Here is an 18,065-nt window from a genome sequence, read left to right on the forward strand (position 1 = left end):
TTAGTAGGCCTGACCGGCTGCGACGTTGTTGACGAAGATCTTCGCGTCGGGGTGGTTCTGCAGAAGGGTCGCCGGGAAGGCAGCGGTGATGTCGCCGTAAGCGGCGCGGCGCACCACGGCGCGGTGCCAGTCGCGGAAGACGCCCAGGCGCACCTTGCGAGCGCCGAGAATCTCCTTCATGCCGATGGTCACGCAGCGATGGGGCATGTCCTCAAGGGCGCCGCCGAGGTCGCCCACGCAGTTGGTGGCGCGGGTCTCGGGGTGGATGGAGAGGACGCGCGTGTCGAGTGCGGCGAACTCGTCAACCGGCATATCGGGCTCGGGCTCGTTGAAGGCGAGGTGACCGGTGATGCCGATGCCGCCGAAGGCGATGTCAACGCCGCCGAGCTCGTCGATCACGCGGCCGACGTTGGCGGGGTCCTTGGGGTCGGGGAAGATGCGCTGCGCCTCGGGGACAACGAGCTCCGGGTCGATCTTGCTGTAGACGGTGCGCTCCATGAAGCCGCGGAAGGAGAGGGCGTCCTCGGCGTCGATCCACTCGTCGTCATCGGTGAGGTACTCGTCCATGTTGATGAACCAGCAGTTCTTGAGGGAGACGCGGCGCTCGTTCACGAGACGCACGAAGATGGGGTACTGGCCGACCGGGCCAACCGGGCAGATGAAGACGGTCTTCTCGCCGCGGGCGTTGTGGGCCTCGATCTCCTCGACCATGGTGAGGGCGATCTCGTAGAAGATCTCGCCGGAGTCACCGAGGACCTCCAGCGGAATCTTGGCGCCCTCGCCCAGCTTGTCAGCGGGGATGTGATAGTAGTCATGCTTCATGGTGATGCTTCCTCTCTCTTGGGGCGCAATGCCCAGAAAAACGACAGCCGGACACTCGCATGTGCAAGGCCCGGCTGTCGACTAGATGCTACACAGGCTTCGCCTGGTCAGCAAAAGCTACTTGATCTCCTCGTAGATCTTGTACGCCTCGTCCATGATGTCGGTCTTGACGTAGTTCTCCACGGGGACCTCCTCGGTGACTTGGCCACCGTCGAGGAAGACCTTCTGCTGAGCCTCGTAGTAACCGAGGATGACGTCGTCATTGCCGAGCGCCTCGACCGTACCGTCCCAGTCGCCCTCGCCCGTAGCCTGCTGCATGGTCTCCTCGGGAACCTCGAGCTCGGTGGCGAGCAGCGTCGCGACCTTGTCGATGTTCTCGGCACGATAGACCTGAGCCTTGGCGATGGCAGCGCCGAAGCGAGCGAGAATCTCAGCGTTCTCCTCAGCGTACTCGGGCAGGCACACGAAGCTGGACGGGAAGGCGACCTCGTCGGAGTAGTCGGTGTTGGTGCCGAGGACGAGGTAGTTGTCGCCGAGCTCGTTAGCGATGGTCACGGTGTTGGGCGACCAAGTGGCGGCGGCGTCGATCTGACCGGAGAGAAGAGCGGTGGTCATACCAGCGACCTGCATCTCCTGGACCTCGATGTCGTCACGGGTGAGGCCGGCGTCACGGAGCACGTAGTCGAGGATGATCTCGGAGGAAGTGCCGGACTGGAGGCCGACCTTCTTGCCCTTGAGGTCAGCGGCGGAAGCAATCTTGGTCTTGTCGCAGACCACAGCGTCAGCCTGGGAGAGCTGGTCGAAGGCGAAGACGACGGCGTCGCCGTTGATGCAGAGGCTGTGAGCACCGTGACCGATCTGGGAGATGTCGATGCTGCCGGACTGCATAGCGGTGATCTCGGCGGGGCCGGCCTCGAACTTGGTGGCCTCGATGGTGATGCCGACCTCGTCGAAGTAACCCTGATCCATGGCGGAGAAGAGGGAGGAAGCCGAACCGAGGTTAGGCATGTAGGCAACGCGCAGGGTCACGGGCTCGTACTCAGAGCTGGCGGCGGGGGTGCTGCCGGCAGGAGTCTCGCCGTTGCTGCAGCCGGCGAGGCCGGCCATGGCAAGACCGAGGCCACCGAGGCCAGCAAGCATGCTGCGACGGCTGAGCATGAAGTCGTTCAGGTTGGACATGGTGTTCTCCTTCTCTTGTACAACCTCGCACCCTTAAGGGTGCTGTTTCCAATAGACCCGGGTGCTAGACCCGGAAAACGCGGCGCGCGAGAAGCGCGCCGCGGTCGTGCCTACTTGCGGACGGAGAGGTACTCCTGGTACACCTGGCTCCAGATCTCGTTCTTGAGCTCAAGGAAGCGCGGGCTCATCTTGGTGGCCTGGTCACGCGGATAGGGGATATCGATGTCGATGATGTCCTTCACGCGGCCGGGACGTGCGCTCATGATCACGCAGCGGTTGCCAAGGATGATTGCCTCCTCGACGTCGTGGGTGATGAAGAAGCAGGTCTTGCGCTCCTTCTCCCACGTCTCGATGAGCTCCTGCTGGAGCTGAGTGCGGGTCTGCGCGTCGAGAGCACCGAAGGGCTCGTCCATGAGCAGGACCTGCGGGTTGGTGGCATAGGCGCGGGCGATGGCGACGCGCTGCTTCATGCCGCCGGAGAGCTCTTTGGGATAGTGGTTGGCGAAGTCCTCGAGCTCGACCATCTTGAGGTACTTATGGGCGATCTCCTCGGCCTCCTCCTTGGATTTGCCCTGGAGCTTCAGACCGAACATAACGTTCTTGATGACCGTGAGCCACGGGAAGAGCGCGTACTGCTGGAAGACGATGCCGCGCTCGGGGCTCGGGCCCTCAACAGGCTTGCCATCAACGAGGACCTGGCCATCGGTGGGCTTCTCAAGGCCGCCGATGATGTTCAGGAGCGTCGACTTACCGCAGCCGGACGGGCCGACGACCGTGATGAACTCGTTCTCGTGGATATCGAGGTCGACGCCGTTGAGTGCAGTCATCTCACCTTTGCGCGTCTGGAACTTCTTCACCACATGGTCAATCTTGACCTTTACTGCTGCACTGTTTCCTGCCATCCGGTGAACCTCCTTTCAAGGAAGCGAACAATCTTCTCGAAGGCGATGCCGATGATACCGAGCATGATGATGCCCAGCAGCACGACGTCCATCTGATAGTAGCCACTGGCCTGCTGAATCATCATGCCGAGGCCGCGGTCGCCACCGACGATCTCGGAGGCCATGAGGGTCGTGAGCGACGTGGAGAGGCCCAGGCGCGCAGCGACGAGGATGAACGGGGTGGAGGCGGGGATGATGACCTTGAAGAAGATGTCAGACTCCTTGGCGCCGAGCACGCGCGCCGCCTTGATGAGGGTAGTGTCGACACCCTTGACGCCCTGATAGATGGTAACAACCTGGACCAGGAACGCGGCGATGAAGATAACCGTGATCTTGGAGACGTTGCCGATGCCGAGAGCGGCGATGATCAGGAAGACGTAGGCGAGCGGCGGAATGTTACGGATGAACTGGATCCACGGCTCGACGATGTGGCGGAACGGGTCGTACCACGCCATGAGGAATGCCACGGGGATGGACGTGACAAAAGCGATTCCGAAGCCCGTAAGGACGCGGGAGAGCGACGCCCAGGTGTGCTCCCAGAGCGTGCCGGAAACAGCTCGGGTTACCGCGGCGTCCCAGACCTCGATCGGCGATGCGAAGACCGCCGGCCAGGCGCTGTTGGCGAAGAACCAGAGTGCACCGGCGCAAGCCACCGATATAAGCACCCACACCCAGTTGGGTATCTTCGCCCAGATGGGCACTTTCTTTTCATTCTGCATCGCGACAAGCTCCTTTCTCCGTGAGGATCGATGCCGGAGTCGCTCGATTTGGTTACTTAAACGTATAAGTAGCCGGACGAACATTCTCATCAAGCATAGTAGCCGCCTTTTCGCCGAATTGATAGGGGGAAGCTTGGCCTTCAATCGTCGGATTACCGTGTTTCAAGGGCATTAAAAGCGCAGGTAAACATGCGAATAAACGATTTATCTTTGAGCGTGCCCCTTTTCTCCAAACGGTAGTTTTAGAGCGCCCAACGGTCTATTTCGATTTGTTTACAAGAAGTCGAGAATATCTTTGCAGCTTCGTGGTAACTTAAACGTGTAAGTTCGGCAGCGGACTCATTCTGCCTATCCGAGGTGGGTCTGCCGAGGATTTGGAGCCGAGGAGGCGACATGGCAAAGCGCGTGACATTAAAAGACATCGCTCAGGCTGCCAATGTCACCGCTGCGACGGTCTCCTATGTAATAAATGACACGCCCGGCCAATCCATCGCGCCCGAGACGCGCGAGCGCGTGCTGCGCGCTGCGCGCGAGCTCAACTACGTGCCCAACAGCGCCGCCCGGACGCTTCGCCGCCGCCGGTCGCTGTGCGTGGGCGTCGTTGCGAAGAAAAACGTCGCCGTGCCCCGCTTCTCCCAGACGATCCGCGGTATCCAGAGCCGTCTGGAGGATTTGGGTTACAACCTTCTTCTTTGTACTAATAAAGTAAAGACGGCCGGTTTGAGCGATTACTTGATCGCGTATCTCGAGGGTCGCGTCGACGGCGTCATCTTCCTGGGCAAAGACAACGTTGGACCGAGTGCCGCGAGCCTCGCCGTTATCAAGCGCGACCATATTCCGCTCGTGGCCTTTGACTGCACGGGCAACTCTAACGTGTATAGCACTATCGATTTCGATTACCGGGGCGGCGCGCGCGCCCTTGCTGAGCGTGTGCTTACCGAGGGGCCCGCACGCGTGCTCTACGTCAAGCCGGATATCGACACCCCGCAGGAGCGCGACCGCGAGCGCGGTCTTTCAGACGCGCTCGAGGCGCACCCCGAGACTGAGCTCATTACCGTGACGACCCCCGTCACGCTCGAGAACCTCGACGTCTGGGACCTTCGCTACTCGGTCGGCACCACGCCCGAGGGTGATCGCTTGACGGCTGCGTTTTCCGAGATTCTGCGTCGTGCGGTCGATGACCTCGACCGCGGAGATGCTGTTATTGCGAGCTGGTCGGGCTGGACCGAATCCATCCGCTACCGCTGCCGCGAGCGCGGCATCATCACCGCAGAGCTCGCCAACAACGCTGAGAGCAACTTCTACCCCGATTTCTACTTACGCCTACCCAACTTCGACGCGGGCGTCGCCTGCGCCGACGAGATGCTTTCGCTTATAGACGGCAAACCCTCGAGCGCACGTATCCTGCACCTCACCAACGTGTGCGACGGAAGGCGCGGCGTCTATGGGCGGGAACCAAGGTAATACCGGCGCCGGACCGAATCCGGCACTAGCAAAGGAGCTGTGATCGCTATGCCACTCGTCCCCCTGAAGCCCGTGCTCGATGCCGCTAAGGCTAACGGCTATGCACAGGGTGCGTTCAACGTGAACGCGGTCTGCCAGGCCAAGGCCGCCATCGAGGTGCATGAGATGTTCCGCAGCCCGGTCATCCTGCAGGGTGCCGACCTCGCCAACGCCTTCATGGGCGGTCGCGCCGACTTTGCCAACGGCACCGTTGAGGACAAGATTCGCGGCGCCAAGAACATCGGCGACGCTGTTAAGAAGTATGGCGAGAACTCCCCGGTGCCGGTGGTGCTCCACCTCGACCACGGCCGTGACATGGAGTCCGTCAAGGCAGCTATCGCCGGCGGCTACACCTCGGTCATGATCGACGGCTCGTCGCTGCCCTTTGAGGAGAACAAGGAGCTCACCCGCGAGGTCGTTAAGTACGCCCACGAGCGCGGCGTCTCCGTCGAGGGCGAGCTCGGCGTGCTCGCCGGCGTGGAGGACCACGTCTTCGCGGCTTCCTCGACTTACACCAACCCGCTTTCCGCCGTTGAGTTCGTGCGCGACACCGGCTGCGACGCGCTCGCCATTTCCTACGGCACCATGCACGGTGCCTCCAAGGGCAAAAACGTCAAGCTCCGCCGCGAGATCCCCATCGCCATCCGCGAGTGCCTGGCGCACGAGAACCTCGACTGCGCGCTCGTGAGCCACGGCTCCTCGACCGTCCCGCAGTACATCGTGCGCGAGATCAACGAGCTCGGCGGCACGATCGGCGAGGCCCACGGCATTCCGGTGGCCGAGCTCATCGACGCCATCCCCGCGGGCATCAACAAGATCAACGTCGATACCGACATCCGCCTTGCCGTGACGCGCAACATGCGTGAGCTCTTCGAGCGCGAGCCCGAGCTCAAGGAGAGCTCGCTCTCCGGTGTCTGGCAGCTTCTCGACGAGAAGCGCGACCAGTTTGACCCGCGCGCCTTCCTGCCGCCGGTCTATGACCTCGTTATGTACGGCACCGTGGCAGACGACGCCCAGGCAAAGCTCGTTGCCGCCATCGAGGCGGGCGTCAAGGAGGCGGTGGGCACGCTCATCGTCCAGTTTGGTAGCTACGGCAAGGCGCCGCTCGTTGAGGTCGCCACGCTCGACGAGATGGCTGAGCGCTACGCGAAGGCAGGGAAGTAATCATGGCAGGTAAGAACATCCTCGTGATGCACGGCGGCGGCCCGACGGCTGTCATCAACGCATCGCTTTACGGCATCGTCGCCGAGGGCAAGGCCCATTCCGAGATCGCGCACGTCTACGGCGCGCACGGCGGCCCCTCCGGTCTTATGAACGGCACCCTCATCGACCTCAGCTCGATGGATGACTCCGAGCTCGTGCGCCTGCGCGACGCGCCGGGTTCCGCCATCGGCACGGGTCGCGACGCGCTCGCCGGTCATTACCCGGCTATGGTCGAGCTGCTCGTCAAGAACAAGATCGACATCGTGATGCCCACCGGCGGCAACGGCACGATGAACACCTGCGCTCTTCTGCAGGAGGCCATAAACGAGGCCGGTGTGGACATCCAGGTCATCGGCGTGCCCAAGACCATGGACAACGACATCGCCGAGATCGACCATGCGCCGGGCTACGGCAGCGCCGCGCGTTACGCCGCCCAGAGCGTGGGCGAGGTGTGCTGCGACGTGCACAGTATGCCCATCCACATCGTGGTCGTCGAGGTCATGGGTCGTGCCGCCGGCTGGGTTGCGGCGGCGACCGCGCTCGCCGAGACCTGCGGTCAGGGCGGCCCCGACCTCATCTATATGCCCGAGCGCGCCTTTGACCAGGATGCCTTCCTCGCTGACTGCCAGCGCATCATCGACACCAAGGGCGGCGGCGTGGTCGTGGCGAGCGAGGGTTTGCACTATGCGGACGGCACCCCCATCGTCGAGCCGGTTATGGAGGTCGAGCGCGCTACCTACTACGGTGACGTCTCCTCGCACCTGTCGAACCTCATCATCAAGCACCTCGGCTACAAGGCCCGCTCCGAGAAGCCCGGTCTGCTCGGCCGCGCCTCTACGGCGCTCCGGAGTGAGTCGGACGTGCGCGAGGCCGAAGAGGTCGGACGCGCCGCGGTGCGCGCCGCTCTCGCGGGCGAGACCGGCAAGATGGTCGGCATCCAGCGCATCCCGGGCGACGTGTACGGCATCGAGACGAATCTCATCGATGTCGAGCGCGTTCGCATGATCGAGCGTCTGCTGCCCGATACGTTCATCAACGAGGCGGGCAATGGCGTTACGCCCGAGTTCAAGACCTGGGCTGCACCCCTTGTGGGCGAGCTGCCGCGCTTCGTGAGCTTCCTGTAAGAGCGGAACCGAAGGAGACCGGCGTATGAAACATATCTTTCTGAACCTCAAACGCTTTGATATCAAGCCCGAGCTGGGCGGCGTGAATCGCTTGGCCGAGCCCGAGCGCTGGGGCGAGGCCGTGACCTCGTCTATCAAGGAGGTTGCGAGCCGCTATGCGGACGCGGAGTTTGCCGCGTTTCTGCCCGAGGCGCATCTTACGAGCGCCGTTGCGGGCGCTGAGGGCTCGCCTCTGGGCGTGGGCTGCCAGGGCGTGCACACCGCCGACACCGCCCCGGGCGGCAACTTTGGCGCGTTCACGACGCTGCGCACCGGCAACGCCGTGGCCCAGCTCGGCTGCACCTGGGCGCTTATCGGCCACTGCGAGGAGCGCATGAACCTGCGCGCCATCATGGGTGAGGCCGGCGCGGACCCGGAGGCCGTTGAGGCCGCGGTCAACCGCATCCTCGCCCGCGAGGTCGCCGCGGCTCAGGCTGCGGGTCTCAAGGTGCTCTTCTGCATGGGCGAGCGCGAGGAAGAGGTCGACCGTTGGGACGAGGTGCTCGCCACGCAGGTGCGCGAGGGTCTCGCCGAGGCGGACCTCGCCGGCGTGCGCGTTGCCTACGAGCCCGTGTGGAGCATCGGTCCGGGCAAGACCCCCGCAGACGCTCCGTACATCCAGAAGGTCGCCCGTCTCATCAAAGAGACGGTACCGGGAGTCGACGTGGTATACGGCGGTGGCCTCAAGGCCGATAACGCCGAGATGCTCGCCGGTATCCCCGAGATCGACGGCGGCCTCATCGCCCTCACGCGCTTCACCGGCGAGATTGGCTTCTATCCGGAGGAGTACGCCGAGATCGTTGACCTGTACATGAACGCGTAGACACGCATACCAACCATTGGCAACCAGCGGGTTTTACGACAGAAAGGAACCGCTATGCATCTTGATTTCGAGTGGGGCACCGGCATGATGGGAGCCGAGCTCCCCGATAACACCGATGTCTTTGTCACCGGCGAGACCGTAAAGGACCCCGAGTGCCTGCCGCAGGACTGGGATAGCCTGTACGCCGCCACCCTCGAGAGCATCCGCAACCCCATCGGCATGGATCCGCTCGCCTCCTATGCCGGCCCGGGCAAAAAGGTCGTCATCGTCATTCCCGACATCGTGAAGGGCGGCACCCAGCCTACCGCGCACCGCAAGGTCGCCATCCGTGCCTGCCTGGACGAGCTCTTCGCCCACGGCGTCAAGCACGATGACGTGCTTCTGCTCTTCTCCAACGGCCTGCATCCGCGCACCTCGACCGCCGAGGCCAAGCAGATTCTCGGTCTTGACCTCTACAACGAGTTCGAGGGCACGGGCCAGATCACGAGCCACGACTCCGAGGACTACGATCACCTCGTCGACCTCGGCTTCACGCCGCAGGGCGACCACGTGATCATGAACAAGTACGTCTACGACGCCGACATCGCCATCCTCATCGGCCACACGCAGGGCAACCCCTACGGCGGCTACTCGGGCGGCTATAAGCACTGCGCTACCGGCATCACCCACTGGAAGAGCATCTCCGCTCATCACGTTCCGCGCGTCATGAGCCGTCCCGACTTTGTGCCCGTTTCCACCTCTTCCCTCATGCGCGACAAGTTCGACCAGCAGGGCATGTTCATGGAAGAGAAGATGGGCAAGAAGTTCTTCTGCGTGGACGCGGTGCTCGACACCTGGAGCCGCCAGATCGCCATCTTCTCGGGTTACGCCGCCGAGATGCAGCCCATCGCCTGGGAGCTCGCCGACAAGCGCACCTACGTGCACTGGGCCGAGAAGAAGTACGACATCGTGGTCATGGGCATGCCCACGAACTTCCACTACGGCGACGGCATGGGCACCAACCCCATCCAGATGATGCAGGCCGTCTCTGCCCAGGTCATCCGCCACAAGCGCATCCTCTCCGACCATTGCGTCTTTGTGATTGCGAGCTACTGCAACGGCTGGTTCCATGACGAGCGCTGGCCGTACCTGCGCGAGCAGTGGGAGCTGTGGCAGTCCGACAAGATGAACACGCTCGACGAGATGATCAAGTACGGCGAGTACTTCGCTACCAACCAGGAGTACATCCGCAAGTACCGCTTCGCGAACGCGTTCCATCCGTTCCATGGCTTCAGCATGATGACCTGCGGCAACCTCGCCGAGAAGTACCTCGCTGCCACCTACATCGTGGGCGCGCAGAAGCCGGGCATCGCCCGCACCATGGGCCTCAAGACCCGCCCGACCTTCGAGGAGGCCATCGCCGACGCCACGCGCAAGTACACCGACGGCAACCCCAACATCCTGGCGCTGCCGCACGCGTACAACCGCGCCGTGCCGCACCTGTGCATGAAGGACCCCTCGCAGAACAGCCACTTCATGGATGACGCTCCGGCGCATCCCTGCGGCTGCTAGTAACGCTTTGGAGCTGTCTGGGCCGGGCATATGCCCCGTGCTCAGACAGCTTCGCTTTGCGAAGAACTGCGCGCGGAGCATATGCCCGGCCAGCCAGCCTGCACGGTTGCTTGAGCAGGACTGATTCCGTCGACGTGATTGTTCGCCCGCACGTTTACGCCTTCCTGGAATAGGACCTAAACGTTGCTGAGAGTTCGGACGTGTCCGCCGCGCGCAGTTCTTCGCGCGCAGCGAGAAGCTGTTTGAGCACGGTGGACACGTCCGAACTCCTCCGATACGAATTGGAGCTTCACATGCTCGATCTGAACATCAAGTTCGCTGAGAAGTTCGTTTCAACCGACGAGCTGGATGCCTACGCCGCTGCGCACGCTGACGTGCTCGCGCGCTGTCAAGCGGGCGAGGAGCGCTACGCTGACTCCCAGGGCTGGCTTGACGTGGACGAGTGGGCGGGGCCCGAGATTCTCGACCGTACCGAGAAGCTCGCCGCGCACATCCGTGAGATTGCCGACACCTTCGTGATCATCGGCGTCGGCGGTTCCAACAACTCCGCCCGCGCCGTGGTGGAGGCCACGCACCCGAGCGGTGCGCGCATCGTCTACGCGGGCAACACGCTTTCCGCCTATGAGCTCAACCGGGTTATCGAGGAGCTCGAGGGGCATGAAGTGGTCATCGACTGCATCGCCAAGAACTTCGAGACGCTCGAGCCCGGTTCCTCGTTCCGCCTGCTCCGTCAGTACCTTGTTAAGCGCTATGGACGTGAGGAGGCCGCCCGCCGCATCGTCTGCTGCGGCACCATTGGCTCGCCGCTCGAAGACCTCTGCCATGCGGAGGGCTACACCTTCGTGCCGTTTGCGACCAACGTAGGCGGCCGCTACACCGCGCTCACCGAGGTCCATCTGCTGCCGCTTGCCGTTGCCGGGGCAGACATCCGCGCCCTTGCCGCCGGTGCCAAGAAGATGCAGGAGCTCTGCCGCTGCTCCGACAGTGTCTCCAACTCCGCATGGCGCTATGCCTGCGCGCGCAACATCCTGTGGGACCGCGGCTACCGCGTCGAGCTTCTTGGTTTCTTTGAGCCGCGTTTCCGCTGGTTCTCCAAGTGGTGGGAGCAGCTCTTTGCCGAGAGCGAGGGTAAGGACGGCAAGGGCATTTTCCCCTCGTCGCTCGAATGCTCTGAGGAGATGCACTCGCTCGGCCAGTACGCTCAGGACGGCACCCATCAGCTCTTTGAGACCTTCATCGACCTCACGACGCCCGGCGAGGGCGATAGCCTGGTCTTAGGTGGCACGGATGTTGCCGATGCCTTTGGGTATCTCGACGGCAAGGATTTTTGGGACATCAACAAGGCGAGCTTTACCGCCACGCGTGCGGCGCATGCCGAGGTCCTGCCCGTCTTCACGCTCGAGATCGACCGCATCGATGAGGAGCACTTCGGTATGCTGTTCTACTGGTTTGCCTTTGCATGCTATGCTTCTGGTAGTCTGCTGGGTGTGAATCCATTCGATCAGCCCGGCGTAGAAGCCTATAAGCGCCTTATGTTCGAGGCGCTGGGGAAATAGAGAAAGGATTTCTTTCATGAAGGACGTTAAGCTGCTGTGCGCTGCTGGCACCTCCACCCAGGTGCTCGCCAAGAAGGTTCAGGAGACCGCCGACAACCTCGGTCTCGAGATGCACGTGACCGCTGGCCCTGTCACCGGTGACGACGAGGTCGCTACTGCCGACCTTCTGCTCCTCACCCCGCAGGTTGAGTTCAAGCTCGACCTTGTCAAGGTCACGTATCCCGAGAAGAAGATCGCCGTCATCGACCCGGAGGCCTTCGCCTCCGCTGATGCCCAGGCCATCATCGCTCAGATCAACAAGGAGCTCGGCGCCTAAGTCCGGCTGAATCTTGCCAAGCCTTTTGGTATCCGCCCCGCACGCGATGGGGTAGATACGTTGCGGACCAAAAAGTGATTGCGGACGGAATACATCTGCGTTCCGTCCGCAATCTTGTTGTGGGCGCTGTTGTGGTGCGCTGAAACGGGGAGATCATGGGAAAGACGCTCTATCTTGATTGCACAAACGGCATCAGCGGCGATATGACCGTCGCTGCCCTGCTTGACTTGGGTGCCAACGAGGCGCGTCTGCGTGACGCGCTGGCGAGCCTGCCCGTTTCGGGATATGAGGTGCGCATCAGTCGCGTAAAGAAAGCCGGAATCGACTGCTGCGATTTTGACGTCGTGCTCGATGCGGCGCACGAGAACCATGACCACGACATGGCCTATCTGCACGGTGAGAGCGGTGAGCACCATCATTCCCGTGACCATGTGTGCTGCCACGAGCATACCCACAATCATGTCCACTCCCATGAGCTGGGAAAAGATTACGATCACCATTGCGACCACGAGCATGATCACGGACATAGTCACGGGAACCACGGCCATGAGCACGCCCATCACCATCATCACGAGCATCGTGGCCCCGCTGACATAGATGCGATCATCGATGCTGGCCAGCTTGCGCCGCGTGCCCGTGACCTTGCGCACCGCATGGTCGACGTAATTGCCCATGCGGAGGCCAAGGCCCACGCCGTCCCCCTCTCTGAGGTGCACTTCCACGAGGTGGGGGCCATCGACTCTATCGTTGATATCGTGTCGGTGGCGGTGCTTCTTGACGACCTGGATATCGACCGCGTTATCGTTCCGCGCTTGGTGGACGGACACGGCACCATCCGCTGCCAGCACGGCGTCATCCCCGTTCCGGTTCCTGCGACCCTCAATATCGTCGAGGCCCACGGCCTGCCGCTTTCGGTCTCTGATGTCGAAGGCGAGCTGGTGACGCCCACCGGTGCCGCTATCGTTGCCGCCACGAGGGCCGAGCATGTGCTTCCTGAGCCGTTTAGGGTGGTCAAGACGGGTCTTGGTGCGGGCAAGCGCACCTATGAGTGCCCGAGCATCCTGCGCGCGATGCTGATCGAGGAGCTTCCTGGTGAGGGCGATCCTGCGCCTGCGACGAGCGCTTCGTTTACGGGCAATCCGCTTGCGGCGCCTACCATTGGGGCCGACGCGCCTACGCAGGTCGTCCGTTTGGAATGCGATATCGACGACGCGACGGGGGAGGAGCTCGCGTACGCCGCGGAGCGCATCCGTGAGGCAGGCGCGCGCGAGGTCCACTGGGCGCCGATCTTCACCAAGAAGGAGCGCCCTGCGTGGCAGCTTCAGGTTGTCGCCGCTGCCGGCGACGTTGCCGCTGTGGAGCATGTCATCTTTGCCGAGACAACTACCATCGGCGTTCGTCGTTGGGTGTGTGAGCGCACGGTGCTTGCGCGCGAAGAACTTACGGTCGAGACGCCCTGGGGCGAGGTTCGCGCTAAGCGAGCGACGCTTCCCAACGGCTCTGCGCGCGTGAAGCCCGAGTATGCGGACTGCGCGCGTATTGCGCGGGCCGAGGGCGTGCCGCTGCGCGCGGTTATCGACGCCGCGACGCGCGCATAGGGATTGCGCTTATCGCCTACGCCCACCGGCTGCGATCGCCGTTTGCAGAAGACGGGTACATCCGGCGCCTCACCAAGGACACACGGGGTATAACCTTTCCAAGCCACGAAGCGTCCTGGCCGCCTGCGAGCGAGCGGGCGAGTGCGAGGGAAGGAGTCCGGTATGTCTCAGAACCAGAAGATGCTCAAGGTCGCGAGCTTCATTACGCTTCTCGCTGCGTTTGGCATGGCAGCGGACTCGGTCATGACGCTTGCGTTTGCCAACACCGGTCCCGGTCTTTTGCTCGCCATCTGCGTAATCGTGCAGTGCCTGCTCGATGCGGTCATGGGCGTGTGGGGCATCGCCGCCGCCAACAAGCCTACGCGCAGCGTCGAGACGCCGTTTGTGGGCCTCAACTGGCTAGCTCTTGTGCTAAACGTGGTGGCGGTGGTGGTGACCGTGCTCATCGGTGGTTTCCCGTGGGCGCCGATCCTTAACGCCATCGTGGTCTTCTTCTACTTCTTCTACGCACGCAACGTCCGGGAGGAGGCGCTCGACTGATCGGGACGCCTGCGCCGGCACATATCATATGGGTACAATGGGGGTGCCGCCTTCGGGCGGCGCCCTTTGTTTTGGTCAAGTCGCAGCGCCTGCGCCGCGCCGCTTCGTGAGAAAGGTCTCCCATGAAGGTCCTTATTGCATCCGATATTCACGGCTCCGCCTACTGGGCGGAGCGCCTGGCTGAGGCCATCGAGGCCGAGCAACCCGACCGCATCGTCCTTCTGGGCGACCTTCTCTACCACGGGCCGCGTAACGACCTGCCGCGCGATTATGCGCCCAAGCGTGTGATTCCGATCCTGAACCGCCTAGCTGAGCAGGGCAACCTCATCGCCGTACGCGGCAACTGCGACGCCGAGGTAGACCAGATGGTGCTCGACTTCCCCTGCATGGCAGACTATGCCGAGCTCATCGACGAGGATGGCCGCGCGCTCTTCCTCACGCACGGCCACGTCTTTGGGGCGGGGTTCCACAACAGCGTAGACAACCTGCCCGCGCTCGCCGCAGGGTCCGCCATCGTCTACGGCCACACGCATGTGAAGGTGAACGAGCAGGTGCCCGGGCATCCGGCCATCTGGGCGTTCAACCCCGGCAGCGTCTCAATTCCCAAGGACGGCAGCCACAGCTATGGCATCTACGTGAGCGGCTGGCCGGCGGATGAGGCGTTTCGTCACGTCGTGCTTGAGGAGGCGTAAGGACATGCTCGATCGCTTTGGAGGGACGATGCGCAGGCCCGAGCGCGACCAGAGCACGCGCGCGGATGCACAGGCGGAGTTCGACCGCCTGACCGAGATTATCTGGCGTCTGCGTCAGCCTGACGGGTGTCCCTGGGACCGCGAGCAGACGCACGAGAGCATTGCCCAGAACATGATTGAGGAGGCCTACGAGGCCGTCGAATGCATCGAGGCGGGCGACACGGCACATTTGCGCGAGGAGCTTGGTGACGTCCTCATGCAGGTCATGCTGCATGCGCAGATTGCCGCTGACGCGCATGAGTTCACCATCGCCGATGTGGTGCGCGAGCTTTCCGACAAGCTCGTGCGGCGCCATCCCCACGTGTTTGGCAAGCGTGCCGCGGGGAATGCGGACGAGGTGCTCGACATCTGGGACCAGGTGAAAAGCGACGAGCGAGCCCAAACGGGGGAGGGCGCCGAGCGGCCCCAGGGGCTTCTCGACAGCGTGCCCAAGGCGTTTCCTGCCCTTATGCAGGCGCAGAAGGTGTCAAAGCGCGCCGCCAAGGTGGGCTTTGAGTGGAAAACCGTCGATGACGTGTGGGACGAGGTTGACGCCGAGCGCGCGGAGTTTTTGGCGGAGGCGCCGGGCAGCACCGAGCGCGAGCTCGAGTTTGGCGACATGCTCTTTGCGCTCGTGAACGTGGCGCGCCGTGAGGGCATCGATGCCGAGCGCGCCCTGCGTGCGAGCACCGAGAAGTTCCGCCGGCGCTGGGCGGCCATCGAGGAGGCTGCGTTTTACGCTGGCATCCCGGTTGAGAATCTCTCGACCGAGCAGCTGAATGCCATGTGGGATGCGATCAAAGCTGCGGAGCGTGAGGAGCGCGCAAAACAATCGGGAATCGACGATTCTGCTGCCTAAAACTCGGGACAACGGGCATACTGACAAAAGTTTAGTCAGGCTAACCTTTAGCCGCGCCTGATGTCTTCGAGAAAGGAAGATACGATGAGCGAGATTCTAGATGTCTACGGGCGCGAGGTGCTCGACTCGCGCGGCAACCCCACCGTTGAGGTGGAGGTTGTGCTGGCGGACGGGTCGTTCGGCCGCGCTATGGTTCCCTCCGGTGCCTCCACGGGCGCTTTTGAGGCAGTTGAGTTGCGTGACGGCGACAAGGGTCGCTACCTCGGCAAGGGCGTGACCCGCGCTGTCGACCACGTCAACAAGGAGTGCGCCGAGGCCGTGATTGGCATGGACGCCTTTGACCAGCGCGCCGTCGACGCCGCCCTTATCGCGGCGGATGGGACCCCCAACAAGGGCAACCTCGGTGCGAACGCGATCCTGGGCGTGTCGCTTGCCGTCGCGCGTGCCGCGGCGCAGTCGGCAGGCCTCGAGCTCTTTAGCTACCTCGGCGGCGTGAACGCGCACACCCTGCCCACGCCCATGATGAACATCCTGAACGGCGGCGTGCACGCCGACAACAACGTTGACTTCCAGGAATTCATGATCATGCCGGTGGGCGCTCCCAACTTTGCCGAGGGTCTGCGCTGGTGCGCCGAGGTCTACCACACGCTGAAGAGCGTCCTCAAGGAGTCTGGCCACGCCACAGGCGTGGGCGACGAGGGCGGCTTTGCCCCCGACCTTGCCACCAACGAGGAGCCGCTGGAGTACATCGTGCGCGCCATCGAGGCCGCGGGCTACAAGCCGGGCGACGACTTTATGATCGCTATGGATCCGGCAACGACCGAGCTCTATAACGCCGAGACCGGCACCTATGAGCTCAAGGGCGAGGGCCGCACTCTCACCACGGACGAGATGATCGACTACTGGGCGGCGCTCGTGGAGAAGTACCCCATCATCTCGATTGAGGACGGTCTTGCTGAGGAGGACTGGGACGGCTGGGTCAAGCTCACCGAGCGCCTGGGCAAGAAGGTCCAGCTTGTGGGCGACGACCTCTTTGTTACCAACACCGAGCGCCTTGCCAAGGGCATCGAGCTCGGTGCGGCAAACGCCATCCTCGTCAAGGTGAACCAGATCGGTACGCTTACCGAGAGCCTCGAGGCAATCGAGATGGCCAAGCGCGCCGGCTACGCCTGCATCGTTTCCCACCGCTCGGGCGAGACCGAGGACACCACCATCGCGGACATTGCCGTGGCTACCAACGCCGGCCAGATCAAGACGGGTGCACCCTGCCGCAGCGACCGCATCGCCAAGTACAACCAGCTGATCCGCATTGAGGACGGACTCTTCCAGTCCGCCTCCTACGCGGGCAGAAGCGCGTTCTACAATCTCAGGTAGCGGCCACGCTGCGCATCTGAGTGCCAAAGCCGCACGTAGCGGGCGGATGGGGAGGCGCGAGCCACAAGCCCCATCCGCCCATCACATGTGCGGCGCGCCCTTGTGGTATAACAATCTCGCGCATACACACCACAATCGCAGCAAGGCGCTCATGAACGATTTCCGCAATAACGCATCTCGCGCGGCCTCGACGCGCTCCGGTGTCCCCTCGGACGCTGGCGCTACCGGCAACCTCGCCGAAGCCGCTCGCCGTGCGAACGGCCGCCCAACGCGCCGGCGCGCCGCAGATGCGCGCGGCGGCACGAAGGCTGCCGCCGGAGGGCGCCGTCGCTTTGGCGGCAGAGACACCGCGGCGTCTTCTGCCCAGTCCGCGCCGCGCGCAGCCCGCCGCAAGGCCGATGCCGCGCGGCCCTCGGCCGCCCAGGGAAGCGCGCGCACCCGCGCCGCCGCCGGTCGCGGCTCTGCTGCTTCCGCTCGCGCTGCCCGCACCGAGGCCCGCCGTGGTGCGCTCATGCGCTATGCGAGCGATAACCGCGTCGTTCGCGCTATCTATACCATCACAACGGGTCCGTATCGCCTGTTCTTCTACCTCGGCGTCATCCTCGTGGTGGGGCTCAGCCTCTACTTCCCGCTGCGCGACCTCTACACCGCCCACCGCACGGGCGAGATTTTGCGCCAGCAGCAGGAGATCCGCGACGCGTACAACGAGAAGCTCCAGGGCGAGGTGAACAAGCTCCTCTCCACCGAGGGCATCGAGGACACCGCGCGCGAGAACCTCGGTCTGGTTAAACCCGGCGAGACGGCAATCGATATCGTCGGGCTCGACGATGAGGAGCCCGAGCCAGCTGAGGATGCTGAGGGCGCCGACGCCGCTGCGGACGCTGATACGCCCGATGCGGCCGATACCACAGCCGATGCGGACAATCCCGATGCAACCAACACCGACGCCGCAGCAGATGCCGCGGAGCAGGGGGACGCCGCCGGGGCAGATGCCGCGGGGGAGCCGGATGCCGCCGCACCCGAGCCCGAGACACCCGCCGAGCCCACAACAAGCGCCGAGGCGGAGGCCGCCGAGCGCGCGGTTGTCGAGGATGCACCGTGGTACATCCAGCTGCTCGATGCCATCTTCTTCTACCAAGGGACCTCCGGTCAGAAGGTCACCTCGACGGGGTCTTCGTCCTCATAGG

The 18,065-nt window shown here is 63.3% G+C and carries 17 protein-coding genes; 13 read left to right on the plus strand and 4 right to left on the minus strand.

The annotated features are described in order from the left end of the window. From B5F89_RS03800 to B5F89_RS03815, 4 genes are all read right to left on the minus strand, one after another. Entirely contained in the window at positions 1-822 is an 822-nt protein-coding gene (locus B5F89_RS03800; RefSeq protein WP_087430473.1) for a glucosamine-6-phosphate isomerase, read from the minus strand. 117 nt (positions 823-939) lie between these two features. Beyond that, positions 940-2,001 (minus strand): ABC transporter substrate-binding protein, encoded by a 1,062-nt coding sequence (locus B5F89_RS03805; protein WP_087430474.1) that lies wholly within the window; start codon positions 1,999-2,001, stop codon positions 940-942. 110 nt (positions 2,002-2,111) lie between these two features. Next, complete coding sequence (locus B5F89_RS03810; RefSeq protein ID WP_087430475.1) at positions 2,112-2,903, minus strand: ABC transporter ATP-binding protein; 792 nt, start codon at positions 2,901-2,903, stop codon at positions 2,112-2,114. Continuing rightward, a complete protein-coding gene (locus B5F89_RS03815) occupies positions 2,879-3,661 on the minus strand; it encodes an ABC transporter permease (RefSeq protein WP_087430476.1) in 783 nt (260 codons plus the stop codon). The genes B5F89_RS03810 and B5F89_RS03815 overlap by 25 nt, the downstream gene beginning before the upstream one ends. 393 nt (positions 3,662-4,054) lie before the next feature. On the opposite strand from B5F89_RS03815, the gene B5F89_RS03820 reads away from it, so the two are divergent. From B5F89_RS03820 to B5F89_RS03880, 13 genes are all read left to right on the plus strand, one after another. Next, entirely contained in the window at positions 4,055-5,125 is a 1,071-nt protein-coding gene (locus tag B5F89_RS03820; protein WP_087430477.1) for a LacI family DNA-binding transcriptional regulator, read from the plus strand. A 48-nt stretch (positions 5,126-5,173) separates the two neighbouring features. Beyond that, positions 5,174-6,328, plus strand: coding sequence for a class II fructose-bisphosphate aldolase (locus B5F89_RS03825; protein WP_087430550.1), 1,155 nt, complete (start codon positions 5,174-5,176; stop codon positions 6,326-6,328). Positions 6,329-6,330: 2 nt separating this feature from the next. Next, positions 6,331-7,491, plus strand: a complete 1,161-nt coding sequence (locus B5F89_RS03830; protein ID WP_087430478.1) for a diphosphate--fructose-6-phosphate 1-phosphotransferase — start codon at positions 6,331-6,333, stop codon at positions 7,489-7,491. A 25-nt stretch (positions 7,492-7,516) separates the two neighbouring features. Further along, a complete protein-coding gene (locus B5F89_RS03835; RefSeq protein ID WP_087430479.1) occupies positions 7,517-8,353 on the plus strand; it encodes a triose-phosphate isomerase family protein in 837 nt (278 codons plus the stop codon). A 54-nt stretch (positions 8,354-8,407) separates the two neighbouring features. After that, positions 8,408-9,904 (plus strand): lactate racemase domain-containing protein, encoded by a 1,497-nt coding sequence (locus tag B5F89_RS03840; RefSeq protein WP_087430480.1) that lies wholly within the window; start codon positions 8,408-8,410, stop codon positions 9,902-9,904. 293 nt (positions 9,905-10,197) lie between these two features. Further along, the gene (locus B5F89_RS03845; RefSeq protein WP_087430481.1) at positions 10,198-11,460 is read left to right on the plus strand and encodes a glucose-6-phosphate isomerase; all 1,263 of its coding nucleotides are present in this window, start codon (positions 10,198-10,200) and stop codon (positions 11,458-11,460) included. A 16-nt stretch (positions 11,461-11,476) separates the two neighbouring features. After that, a complete protein-coding gene (locus tag B5F89_RS03850; RefSeq protein ID WP_087430482.1) occupies positions 11,477-11,776 on the plus strand; it encodes a hypothetical protein in 300 nt (99 codons plus the stop codon). Positions 11,777-11,931: 155 nt separating this feature from the next. After that, positions 11,932-13,374 carry a LarC family nickel insertion protein gene (locus tag B5F89_RS03855; protein ID WP_087430483.1) on the plus strand — a complete coding sequence of 481 codons (1,443 nt, stop codon included), beginning with the start codon at positions 11,932-11,934 and terminating at the stop codon, positions 13,372-13,374. A gap of 162 nt (positions 13,375-13,536) precedes the next feature. Then, on the plus strand, positions 13,537-13,914 hold the full coding sequence (locus B5F89_RS03860) for a hypothetical protein (protein ID WP_087430484.1): 378 nt from the start codon (positions 13,537-13,539) through the stop codon (positions 13,912-13,914). Positions 13,915-14,036: 122 nt separating this feature from the next. Further along, on the plus strand, positions 14,037-14,606 hold the full coding sequence (yfcE, locus tag B5F89_RS03865; RefSeq protein ID WP_087430485.1) for a phosphodiesterase: 570 nt from the start codon (positions 14,037-14,039) through the stop codon (positions 14,604-14,606). Between the two features lie 4 nt (positions 14,607-14,610). Beyond that, complete coding sequence (mazG, locus tag B5F89_RS03870; RefSeq protein ID WP_204230568.1) at positions 14,611-15,504, plus strand: nucleoside triphosphate pyrophosphohydrolase; 894 nt, start codon at positions 14,611-14,613, stop codon at positions 15,502-15,504. 84 nt (positions 15,505-15,588) lie between these two features. After that, positions 15,589-16,878 (plus strand): phosphopyruvate hydratase, encoded by a 1,290-nt coding sequence (gene eno, locus B5F89_RS03875; protein WP_087430486.1) that lies wholly within the window; start codon positions 15,589-15,591, stop codon positions 16,876-16,878. Between the two features lie 151 nt (positions 16,879-17,029). Beyond that, entirely contained in the window at positions 17,030-18,064 is a 1,035-nt protein-coding gene (locus B5F89_RS03880; protein WP_239286662.1) for a septum formation initiator family protein, read from the plus strand. The last annotated feature ends 1 nt before the right edge of the window (position 18,065 follow it).

Origin of the sequence: Collinsella sp. An307 (genome assembly GCF_002161805.1) — a bacterium.
Lineage (GTDB): Bacteria > Actinomycetota > Coriobacteriia > Coriobacteriales > Coriobacteriaceae > Coprousia.